Source organism: Micromonospora sp. NPDC049799 (assembly GCF_040656655.1).
GTDB lineage: Bacteria > Actinomycetota > Actinomycetes > Mycobacteriales > Micromonosporaceae > Micromonospora.
The window spans coordinates 1-9,397 of record NZ_JBFAMU010000180.1; the positions used below are offsets into that span (position 1 = coordinate 1).

The 9,397-nt window shown below is 71.3% G+C and carries 11 protein-coding genes and 1 pseudogene; 5 read left to right on the plus strand and 7 right to left on the minus strand.

The window, feature by feature from the left end; genetic code table 11:
- Both AB0I76_RS15560 and AB0I76_RS15565 read right to left on the minus strand, forming a co-directional pair.
- Nucleotides 1-94 (minus strand): annotated as a pseudogene (locus tag AB0I76_RS15560) (DUF1540 domain-containing protein); the annotation flags it as partial.
- Between the two features lie 203 nt (nucleotides 95-297).
- On the minus strand, nucleotides 298-1,089 hold the full coding sequence (locus AB0I76_RS15565; protein ID WP_357035047.1) for a deoxyribonuclease IV: 792 nt from the start codon (nucleotides 1,087-1,089) through the stop codon (nucleotides 298-300).
- 651 nt (nucleotides 1,090-1,740) lie between these two features.
- Between AB0I76_RS15565 and rpsF the strand changes: the two genes are divergently transcribed.
- The 4 genes from rpsF (at nucleotide 1,741) to rplI (ending at nucleotide 3,408) form a co-directional block, all read left to right on the plus strand.
- On the plus strand, nucleotides 1,741-2,031 hold the full coding sequence (gene rpsF, locus AB0I76_RS15570; protein WP_120683045.1) for a 30S ribosomal protein S6: 291 nt from the start codon (nucleotides 1,741-1,743) through the stop codon (nucleotides 2,029-2,031).
- 98 nt (nucleotides 2,032-2,129) lie between these two features.
- Entirely contained in the window at nucleotides 2,130-2,666 is a 537-nt protein-coding gene (locus AB0I76_RS15575) for a single-stranded DNA-binding protein (protein ID WP_357035052.1), read from the plus strand.
- 41 nt (nucleotides 2,667-2,707) lie between these two features.
- Nucleotides 2,708-2,947 (plus strand): 30S ribosomal protein S18, encoded by a 240-nt coding sequence (gene rpsR / locus AB0I76_RS15580; protein WP_007073789.1) that lies wholly within the window; start codon nucleotides 2,708-2,710, stop codon nucleotides 2,945-2,947.
- A gap of 14 nt (nucleotides 2,948-2,961) precedes the next feature.
- A complete protein-coding gene (gene rplI, locus AB0I76_RS15585; RefSeq protein ID WP_357035055.1) occupies nucleotides 2,962-3,408 on the plus strand; it encodes a 50S ribosomal protein L9 in 447 nt (148 codons plus the stop codon).
- 113 nt (nucleotides 3,409-3,521) lie between these two features.
- Here rplI and AB0I76_RS15590 read toward each other — a convergent pair whose 3' ends face one another.
- Nucleotides 3,522-5,069, minus strand: coding sequence for a hypothetical protein (locus AB0I76_RS15590; protein ID WP_357035058.1), 1,548 nt, complete (start codon nucleotides 5,067-5,069; stop codon nucleotides 3,522-3,524).
- A 391-nt stretch (nucleotides 5,070-5,460) separates the two neighbouring features.
- On the opposite strand from AB0I76_RS15590, the gene dnaB reads away from it, so the two are divergent.
- Nucleotides 5,461-6,870 carry a replicative DNA helicase gene (dnaB, locus tag AB0I76_RS15595; RefSeq protein WP_357035061.1) on the plus strand — a complete coding sequence of 470 codons (1,410 nt, stop codon included), beginning with the start codon at nucleotides 5,461-5,463 and terminating at the stop codon, nucleotides 6,868-6,870.
- 20 nt (nucleotides 6,871-6,890) lie between these two features.
- Here dnaB and AB0I76_RS15600 read toward each other — a convergent pair whose 3' ends face one another.
- The 4 genes from AB0I76_RS15600 to AB0I76_RS15615 form a co-directional block, all read right to left on the minus strand.
- Nucleotides 6,891-7,565: a maleylpyruvate isomerase N-terminal domain-containing protein gene (locus tag AB0I76_RS15600; RefSeq protein WP_357035064.1), complete on the minus strand. Its 675-nt coding sequence runs from the start codon at nucleotides 7,563-7,565 to the stop codon at nucleotides 6,891-6,893.
- Between the two features lie 88 nt (nucleotides 7,566-7,653).
- Complete coding sequence (locus AB0I76_RS15605) at nucleotides 7,654-8,058, minus strand: zf-TFIIB domain-containing protein (protein ID WP_357035067.1); 405 nt, start codon at nucleotides 8,056-8,058, stop codon at nucleotides 7,654-7,656.
- A gap of 19 nt (nucleotides 8,059-8,077) precedes the next feature.
- Entirely contained in the window at nucleotides 8,078-8,710 is a 633-nt protein-coding gene (locus tag AB0I76_RS15610; RefSeq protein WP_357035070.1) for a phosphoribosyltransferase family protein, read from the minus strand.
- A gap of 10 nt (nucleotides 8,711-8,720) precedes the next feature.
- The coding region (locus tag AB0I76_RS15615) for a glycosyltransferase 87 family protein (RefSeq protein ID WP_357035073.1) at nucleotides 8,721-9,397 on the minus strand (677 nt) is incomplete at its 5' end.

Consider the following 9,397-nt stretch of genomic DNA (forward strand, 5'->3'; position numbering starts at 1 on the left):
TGATGGCGAAGGCGTGGCAGTCGCCGGTGTGGTTGTACGCGCAGGCCGCGACCACGCATTCCTGGACGCGGGGCATCTCCATCGCTGCGGTCATGAGCTTCGCGCCGGGCTTCGCGGCAGCTTTCCCGCCCTCGGTCGCGTCGGCCCCCGTCGCGGCTCCGGGCCGGTCGGTGGTGGCGTCGGCGTCCGGGGAGGCGTCGGTGTTCTCGGAGCCGGCCTTCTCGGCGTCGGGCGTCCCGGTTGCGGAGGTCTTGCGGCGGCCGGGCTGCGGTCCGCCGGACGCGGTCTGGTCGGTGGTCATGCCGTGCGGATCTCCGCACCGAGCCGCTCGCGGAGGAAGGCGATGTCGGCGCCCTGCCCGTCGACCCCGCCCGGGGTCTCCACGACCACCGGTGCGCCCGCCGCGCGGATCACCGCCACCACCAGGTCCGGGTCGATCGTGCCGCCGTCGAGGTTGTCGTGCCGGTCCTGACCCGAGTTGAACGCGCCCTTGGAGTTGTTGGCGTGCACCAGGTCGATCCGGCCGGTGACCGCCCTGACCCGGTCGACGAGACCCAGCAGGTCCTCACCGCCGGCGTGGGCGTGGCACGTGTCGAGGCAGAAGCCCACCTCGTGGTCGCCCAGGGCGTCCCACAGCCGGGCGAGGGCGTCGAGCCGCCGGGCGCACGCGTTGTCGCCGCCGGCGGTGTTCTCGATCAGGATCGGTACGCCGAAGCCGCCCGAGTCGGCGGCGTACGCGAAGGTCTTGCGCCAGTTGTCGAACCCGACCGCCGGGTCGTCCCCGGCGTTGACGTGCCCGCCGTGCACGATGAGCCCCTTGGCGCCGATGGCGGCGGCTGCCTGGGCGTGCGCCAGCAGAAGCTTGCGGCTGGGAATCCGGATCCGGTTGTTCAACGTGGCCACGTTGATGACGTACGGCGCGTGGACGTACAGGTCGACCTCGGCGGCCCGCAGCAGGTCCGCGTCCGCACGGGGTTTCGGGGCCTTCCACCCCTGCGGGTCGGAGAGGAAGAACTGCACGGCCTCGGCCGCTCTGGCGCTCGCCTCCGCCAGTGGGTCGGACGAATCGACGTGTGCTCCGATACGCATGCAGGGGAGCCTACGTCGCGTCCCCGACGAAAGGGTCGAGGGCGGCGCGACCGCCGAGGGGATCCGTCACCGGCGAGGGGCTGCGCTCGTTGAGGAGGTGGGATCGACGGTCAGCCGTACCGGGATGGTCGCGGGCTCGCCCGCGTGCACGGGACGGTGGACCTAGCCACGAGACGGCCCCCCGCCGCGCGGCCCGGCGCGGCGGGGTCGGCCCCGCCGGACACGGACGCGGAAAAACTTTGTCTACGATTTTCCGGTTTCTCCGACAAGGTGACAAGAGTCGGGATAGTGTCGAATCACAACATGATAAAGCTCCGCGGGGCGTCCTCGGTCCAACCTCATCGGTGTGGTCGTTCCTCCCCAGGTCCCACCCAAGGAATGCGGACGGGACGCCCCGCGGCCTCGTGGCACGGGGGCTCGCATCGACAGCGACGTCGAGGCGGGCCCCCGTCGCCGCGCGTTCCGGGCGCCGCCTCGTCGCCTGTCCCGGTCCGGACGCCCACCTGCCCGGGCATGATCGTCCGGACCGGGTATTCTGGTCCGGTTGTCCGCGTCCGGCCGGGTCCCCCCGACAACCGGCGCGGGCCACGACGCACGACCTCCTGCCACGGAAGGACCGTGGCCGCCTAGCCCACAGGAGGTGAGCACGTCTTGCGTCATTACGAGATCATGGTGATCCTCGACTCCAGCCTCGAGGAACGCACCGTCGCCCCGTCGCTCGACACGTACCTGAACGTGATCCGGACCGCGGGTGGCTCGGTCGAGAAGACCGATGTGTGGGGCCGCCGGCGCCTCGCGTACGAGATCAACAAGAAGGCCGAGGGCATCTACGCCGTCATCGACCTGCAGGCGACGCCTGCGGCGGTGGCCGAGCTGGACCGTCAGCTGCGGCTCAACGAGTCCGTGCTGCGCACCAAGGTCATCCGGCCGGAGATGCGCTAAGCGTCCAAGATGCGCTGAGCATCCAAACCCCGGTTCATCCGGATCAGCCTCATCGGCACTGTCACACGGCTCTGAGAGCCTGTACGGCGGAACGATGAGTGCGCGAGGAGATGGTCATGGCAGGAGACACCACCATCACGGTCATCGGCAATCTGACCGATGACCCCGAGTTGCGGTTCACCCCGTCCGGTGCGGCGGTCGCCAAGTTCCGGGTCGCTTCGACGCCCCGGTTCATGGACAAGACCACCAACGAATGGAAGGACGGCGAGCCGCTCTTCCTGGCCTGCACGGTGTGGCGGCAGGCGGCGGAGCATGTCGCCGAGTCGCTCCAGCGGGGCGCCCGCGTGATCGTCTCGGGTCGACTGCGTCAGCGGTCGTACGAGACGCGCGAGGGCGAGAAGCGCACCGTCATCGAGCTCGAGGTCGACGAGATCGGCCCGTCGCTGCGCTACGCCACGGCGAAGGTGCAGAAGATGTCGCGCTCCGGTGGCGGTGGCGGCGGTGGCTTCGGCTCCGGCGGTGGTGGCGGTCAGGGTGGCGGCGGAGGCAACTTCGACGACCCCTGGGCCTCTGCCGCTCCGGCACCCTCGCGCGGTGGTTCGGGTGGCAACTTCGACGAGGAGCCTCCGTTCTAATGGCGCCGAGCGCCCGCGATCGCAAACCAGGAGCAAGGTCAATGGCCAAGGCTGCGGCACTTCGCAAGCCGAAGAAGAAGGTGAACCCGCTCGACAAGGACGGGATCACCTACATCGATTACAAGGACACCGCACTGCTGCGGAAGTTCATCTCCGACCGCGGCAAGATCCGCGCTCGGCGGGTGACCGGCGTGACCTCGCAGCAGCAGCGGCAGATCGCCCGTGCGGTCAAGAACGCCCGTGAGATGGCGCTCCTGCCGTACACCGCCACGGCCCGCTGAGAGGAGGCACCGACATGAAGATCATCCTGACTCAGGAGGTGTCCGGCCTCGGGACCCCCGGCGACATCGTCGAGGTGAAGAACGGCTACGGCCGTAACTACCTGCTCCCGCAGGGCTTCGCCATCACGTGGACCAAGGGTGCGGAGAAGCAGGTCACCTCCATCAAGCGGGCCCGTTCGGCGCGGGAGATCCGCGACCTCGGGCACGCCAACGAGGTCAAGGGCCAGCTCGAGGGTCTGAAGGTCAGCCTGAAGGCCCGCGCCGGCGACGGTGGCCGGCTCTTCGGCTCGGTCACCCCGGCCGAGGTCGTCGACGCCGTCAAGGCGGCCGGTGGCCCCGCGCTCGACCGCCGTCGGCTGGAGCTGCCCGGTCACATCAAGTCGACCGGCACCTACCCGGTGAAGATCAAGCTGCACCCCGAGGTGTCCGCCACGTTCGACCTCAACGTCGTCCAGGGCTGACACCCACCAGCACCAGCACCACCGGCAGGGCCCGCACAACATGGTGCGGGCCCTGTTCGCTGTTCCGTGTACGCGTGCCGGACCCGTCCGGCGTGCGGGACCTCCGGAGCCCGTCAGCCGATCGGCTGACCCGTCACCGCACTGATCATCACCGTGGACAGCCCACCGCCCACCACCGCCGCCGCCAACGCCACGGTCACCGACCGCCATGTTGTACCGACCCGACGCAGCAGCAGCGCGACCACCAGGCTGCTCGCCAACGCCAGTCCCAGCCGCGGCATCGCCTCCGCCAGCGAGCCCAGCGCCCGCGACCGCGGTGAATCGCAGCCACCACCACTGATGTCGGTGACGCAACCCGCCGGCGCCTGACCGTCCAGCGTCAGCAACCACACGAACACGACCATCGCCGGCAACAGGTAACAGGCGGCGGTGTACAGCAACGGCCGCCACGGCCCACCCGGATCGGGGTCGAGCAGGTCCTCCTCCAGACGGCGGGACCACGTGCCCGTACCCACCGACTCGATCCGTCGGCGTACCGCCCCGGCCGACGCCCCGCGCGCGGGACCCGCCGGCTCCCCGCGGGGACGCGGCGACGTACGCGGACGGGGAGCGGTGTAGGCGACAACCGGCGAACGCGGAGCCGACGCGGGCGGGTCCATCCACCGCGGATCGTCACCGGCCAGCCGCGTGCCCGACCAGAACCCCTCGCCCTGACCGTCCCGACCGGACCCTCCCCGCGTGCCGCCACCGCCCGAGCGAGGCGAGACGCCCCGGTCCCACCCGACGTCGTCGACGTGCCGGTCCCACTGACCGGTGGCGTCCGGCTGGTACCACTGGCCGGTGTCGTCAGGTCGGTCCCACTGGCCCGTGTCGTCGGCCCGGTCCCAGCGGGACGCGCCCACCGAACCGTCCCAGCGGTCGACCTCACCGGTCGACTGCCACGCGTACACACCGGAGGCGTCCCACGGGTCCACCGCCGGCACATCCGCCTCGGCCTCCGGCTCGACGGACCGGCGCGCCTCCCGGTCCCAGGGATCCACCGCCGGACGCGACTCCGCCCCCCGGCGGTTCCTCCGCGTCGGGCGCTCCACCTCACCGACCGCGCCGGTCACCTCGCCGGCGTCCTCCAGCCCCGACCAGACCACCTGCGGCCGGCGCGAGGGCGACCGCCGGGGACGGCTCTGCGGACCCGCGACCCCGGAAACCGGATCGTCGTCGGCCCGCCGGCTGCCCACGTATCCCTGCTCCTGGGGGCGGTCGAACGTCCACTCCCGGGTGTGGTCCGACTCCGGCGCGGCACCGATCGCGGGAACCTCACGCCAACTCGTCTCGTTGGACCGCCGCCAGGTGCTCGTCGTCTCGGTGCTCCGACCCCCCGACCACGGCCGCTCCGGCTCGTAGTCGTCCTCGTCGTCGTCCGGGGCCGCGTGCCGGCCGCCACCGTCCGCGCTGCGTACGCCGGACTCCAGGGCCCACCGCGGAAGGTACGCCTCAACGGGCTCCTGCTGGCCGCGTTCGATCGCCCGCCGACGGCTCGGGGTGCGGTAACCATCGGACCCGTACCGGTCTGCCGGAGGCGGATCGGCGGGATAGTCCCAGGGAGCGACCGTTTGTCGCTCGCGCGGACCATCCTCTCCGCGTCCCCAGTCCAGGTGTCTCACGGCCGGAGCGTGACCCTTCTCAACCGAAAGCGCAATCCGATGTGCAGGTGTAGCCGTTGGGGGAGATAGTACGGGACGAATGAGGCCACAGTCTGACCAAAAAATTCTCCTCCACAGGGTGGGGACGACGTTTTCCCAGGTCAGAGCCATGGTCGGGCAGAATTCCCCAACGGTTGTCCACAACCTGTGCACACGCTGCGCACATGCACGCCCACCCGCGTCCACAGGTTGTCCCGAGGCTCGTCCACCGGGCTGTTGAGGGGCTGACCTCGGTTTCCGTATGGTTGGCCACCGACCGGCCGCGCGATGACCCCCGATCAACCGGCAGGTCGGAGTGTCGTACCCGGCGGTGAAGCTTGGGACGAGGATCCGACGGCGTGGAGGGGGGACCGTGTCGGTCACCGACGACATGCGCGCGGAGCCGCGCTCCGGCGGGCAGCAGCAGGGCGCGCCGGCGCAGCGCGACGGCCAGTTCGACAAGACCCCACCGCAGGACGTCGCCGCCGAACAGTGCGTCCTCGGCGGCATGCTGCTCTCCAAGGACGCCATCGCCGACGTCGTCGAGATTCTCAAGACCAACGACTTCTACCGGCCGGTGCACGCCACCATCTTTGACACGATCCTGGAGATCTACGGGCGCGGCGAGCCGGCCGACTCGATCACCGTGGCCGCCGCGCTCGCCGACTCCGGCGACCTGGTGCGGATCGGCGGTGCCCCCTACCTGCACACCCTCATCGCGAGCGTTCCCACCGCCGCCAACGCCGCCTACTACGCCCGGATCGTGAGCGAGCGCGCCGTGCTGCGCCGCCTGGTCGAGGCCGGCACGAAGATCGTGCAGCTCGGCTACGGCACGAACAGCGGGGGCAGCCGCGACGTCGACGACGTCGTCGACCTCGCCCAGCAGGCCGTGTACGACGTCACGGAGCGCCGGGTCAGCGAGGACTTCGCGGTGCTCGCCGACATGCTCCAGCCGACGCTCGACGAGATCGAGGCGGTCGGCGCGCAGGGCGGCATGATGACCGGTGTGCCCACCGGATTCACCGACCTGGACCGACTGCTCAACGGTCTGCACGCGGGTCAACTCATTATCGTGGCTGGCCGGCCGGGTTTGGGCAAATCGACCGCTAGCATGGACTTTGCCCGAAATGCAGCGATTCGTGCCAACCAAGCGGCGGCGATCTTCTCGCTCGAAATGAGCAAGGTGGAGATCGTCATGCGCCTGCTCTCCGCCGAGGCCCGGGTGCCACTGCACGTCCTCCGCAGCGGCCAACTCTCCGACGACGACTGGACCAAGCTGGCCCGCTGCATGGGTGAGATCAGCGAGGCGCCGCTCTTCGTGGACGACACACCGAGCATGAACCTCATGGAGATCCGGGCCAAGGCGCGCCGCCTGAAGCAGCGGCACGACCTGAAGCTCATCGTCGTCGACTATCTCCAGCTGATGACCTCGCCGAAGCGCACCGAGAGCCGACAGCAGGAGGTCGCGGACCTGTCCCGTGGCCTGAAGCTGCTGGCCAAGGAGGTCGAGTGCCCGGTCATCGCGGTGAGCCAGCTGAACCGTGGCCCGGAACAGCGCACCGACAAGCGCCCCCAACTGTCCGATCTGCGCGAAAGTGGATCAATTGAGCAGGATGCGGACGTTGTCATCCTTCTGCACCGGGACGACTACTACGACAAGGAGTCGCCTCGCGCGGGGGAGGCGGACTTCATCATCGCCAAGCATCGGAATGGACCCACGGACACCGTGACGGTGGCGGCCCAACTGCACCTGTCCCGCTTCGTCGACATGGCAATCGTCTGAGAAAGCCCGTGACGGAGCAGTCAGCCGAGCAGCGGGAACCAGCCGGCGACCTCGCCGAGTTCCATTCGGTCGTGCTCCGTCAGCGGCAGCCGGCCGGTCGCCTTCAGCAGGTACTCCTCGTCGTCCCAGCTCGCGGGTCGGACCGCGTCGTCGCTGAGCAGGCCGTCCATCGTCGCCACCGCCACCCGTAGCGCGGCCTCCCCCGGGCGGGGCGCGTCGGGCAGGTCGACCACCAGGTCCAGATGGTGGATCACGGCCTCGGTGGCGAGGGTGGTCAGCAGGTCGCGTACGCGGAGCACGTGACCCTGGGTGGTCACGCAGCTGTCGGGGTCCGCGCGACCGCCGGCGCGGACGGCGGCGGGTGCGGTGTCGGTCCATGCCCGGACGATGCCGCCGGGTCGGTGGAAGGCGGCGGCGGAGCGGCGGATCCGCCAGGCGTGCCGCGTGTCGTCGTCGCCGGACCGGAAGGACCGCCAGTAGCTGATGTCGTCGGTGTCGGGCGGGCCGTCGGCCGGGCTGGCGAGGGCGACCAGCGCCCGCTGGGCGTCGCCGACGACGTGCAGGAGCAGATCCGCGACGAGCCAGCCCCGGCAGCGGGTGGGGCGTTGGAGGTCGGCGTCGTCGAGGTCCGCGACGGTCCGGGTGATGCCGTCGTACGCCTGCGCGAGCGGGATGTGGTGCCCACCGGACGTCATGCGACGCAGCCTCGCACAGCGGGTGCCGGTCGGCACGGTGGACAAGGGAGGGCCGGGCCGGCGGGCTGCCGGCCCGGCCGCGGGGAGCTCAGCCGAACATCTCGTCCAGGAAGCTCTTGTGCTTCTTGCGCTTGTAGTGGCCGTGGTAGCCGTGGTGCTGCTGCCCGTGGCCGTACGCGGGGGCGGGCGCCGGCGGGTAGCCGTGCGCGGGCGGCGGGGGCGCCGCGCCGTAGCCGGGCTGGTGCGGGGCGGGCGCGGGCGGCGGCGGAGGCGGCGGGTAACCGCCCTGGGCGTAACCCGGCTGCTGGGCGGGCTGCCCGGCGGGCGCACCACCCTGCTGGCGCTGCCAGTTGGCCTCCGCCTCGAACAGCTTCTCCAACTCGCCGCGGTCGAGGAAGATGCCTCGGCACTCCCCGCACTGGTCGATGACGACGCCGCTGCGCTCGTACTGGCGCATTTCTCCGTGACACTTGGGACAGGTGAGGCTCATCACCCGACGGTACCCGGTCTGCTCACGCCGTCGCGGTGAGCGCCTCGGTGACCTCGTCGTCGGAGACCTCGTGGAAATCGTCGTAGTAGCTGCTGACGGCCATGAACTCCGGCGGGTGCTGTGCGCAGACGACCTGGTCGGCTTCGGCCGCGAGCATCTCGTACGCCTCCTGGGAGCCGACCGGGACGGCGACGACGACCCGGCGGGCACCGAGGTGCCGGGCGACCTGGACGGCGGCGCGGGCCGTGGCACCGGTGGCGAGGCCGTCGTCGACGATGACGGCGGTGCGGCCGGTGAGATCCAGGGGTGGACGACCGGCGCGGTAGAGCTTCTCCCGGCGTTCCAGCTCGGCCTGCTCGCGGCCCCGGACCTCGGCGATGGCGTCCGGGTCGAGGCGGCTGGCGACCATGTCGTTGAGGACCTGCACGCCGCCGGGGCCGAGTGCGCCGAACGCGACCTCGGGTGCCCAGGGCATGCCGAGTTTGCGCACCACGAGCACGTCGAGCGGGGCGCCGAGCCGTTCGGCGACGACCTCCGCCACGGGTACGCCGCCGCGTACGAGGCCGAGGACGATGACGTCCCGGTCGCCGATCAGAGCGGTGAGCCGGTCGGCGAGCATCCGCCCAGCCTCGGCCCGGTCTCGGTACGTGGTCATGTCTTCAGGTCTACGCCCTGTCGAGGGATTCCGCCCCCCGGATGGCGGAACCGATGGAGGGAACCGGAGCGGCGATCGCGGATGCCCACACCAGGAACGCGAGGGGGTAGAGGAGGTAACCGAAGCGGGTGGAGGGCATGAGCAGGATCGCGGCGAGCAGCCCGTACCCGCAGATGAGCGCGACGGTGGCGGCGTCGCGCGGTGGGCGGCGGGCGAGCCGGACGGCGATCGCCAGCCCGGCGGCGAGCAGCAGCCCGGCGGCGATCGCGCGCCCGGCGGGAAGGGCGGTGGCGATCAGGTGGCCGGGGAACGGCGACTGGGCGGGGCTGGTGACGAGGCCGTGGCCGAGCGGGAAGCGGAGCACGTTCTCGACCAGGGCGTCCCGGTCGACCAGCAGCACCGGGAGCAGGGCGGCGGCGGGCAGGCCCAGCGCGCCGGCGGCGACGCGGAGGCCGGCGCGGCGGGTCAGGCCCCAGACGATCAGGACGAGCGCGACGGGCCACGCGAACAGTTTCAGCGCTCCGGCGAGGCCCACCGCGATGCCGGCCCGGCCGGGGCGGTCGACGGCGGCGTAGGCGAGGGCTAGCAGGCAGAGGGCGAGGACGGGCAGGTCGTCGCCGCCGGTGGCGAGGGTGAGCGCGCAGACCGGCAGCACGGTGGCGGCCTGAACGCCGCGCAGCACCGGCG

Excerpts from the sequence above, each read along its gene's own strand:
- AB0I76_RS15565 (WP_357035047.1), bottom strand. The coding sequence starts at position 1,089 with ATGCGTATCGGAGCACACGTCGATTCGTCCGACCCACTGGCGGAGGCG.
- rpsR (WP_007073789.1), top strand. The coding sequence starts at position 2,708 with ATGGCCAAGGCTGCGGCACTTCGCAAGCCGAAGAAGAAGGTGAACCCG.
- rplI (WP_357035055.1), top strand. The coding sequence starts at position 2,962 with ATGAAGATCATCCTGACTCAGGAGGTGTCCGGCCTCGGGACCCCCGGC.
- AB0I76_RS15600 (WP_357035064.1), bottom strand. The coding sequence starts at position 7,565 with ATGACGTCCGGTGGGCACCACATCCCGCTCGCGCAGGCGTACGACGGC.
- AB0I76_RS15610 (WP_357035070.1), bottom strand. The coding sequence starts at position 8,710 with ATGACCACGTACCGAGACCGGGCCGAGGCTGGGCGGATGCTCGCCGAC.